The sequence below is a fragment of the Deinococcus sp. genome, from assembly GCF_018260405.1.
GTDB lineage: Bacteria > Deinococcota > Deinococci > Deinococcales > Deinococcaceae > Deinococcus.
The window spans coordinates 1-341 of record NZ_JAGLBG010000058.1; the positions used below are offsets into that span (position 1 = coordinate 1).

The 341-nt window shown below is 64.5% G+C and carries 1 protein-coding gene; it reads left to right on the forward strand.

Annotation, left to right across the window (positions count from 1 at the left end; translation table 11 throughout):
- Positions 1-187 (forward strand): hypothetical protein (locus QZ269_RS08485; RefSeq protein WP_291426269.1); only part of this gene is annotated, 187 nt, incomplete at its 5' end.
- Positions 188-341: the final 154 nt, after the last annotated feature.

Sequence of the window (341 nt, forward strand, 5' to 3'; positions counted from 1 at the left end):
GGCGGCGGCAGCAATGCTGGTGACGGGGGTCAGGGTGGCCGGACCTTCTTTAGTGATGGTGGCGGTCGAGATGCAGGCGGACTGGGTGGTGCGGTCACGGCGCCGGTTATCGGCCGACTGCTGGCAGGTGGGGGCGGCGGCGCTGGGGACACGAACGGTGATGGACCTCCTTTTACCGAATCAGTGACGTCTGGACATACCCCAGTTACCACCAACCTGTCGAGCGGCGGCAATGGTGGCGGAATCATTTTTATCCGCGCTGATACGCTGAGTGGCAGCGGCACAGTGCAGAGTAACGGCGGTAACGGCGGTGATGCCAGGGATGACGGCGCAGGTGGCGG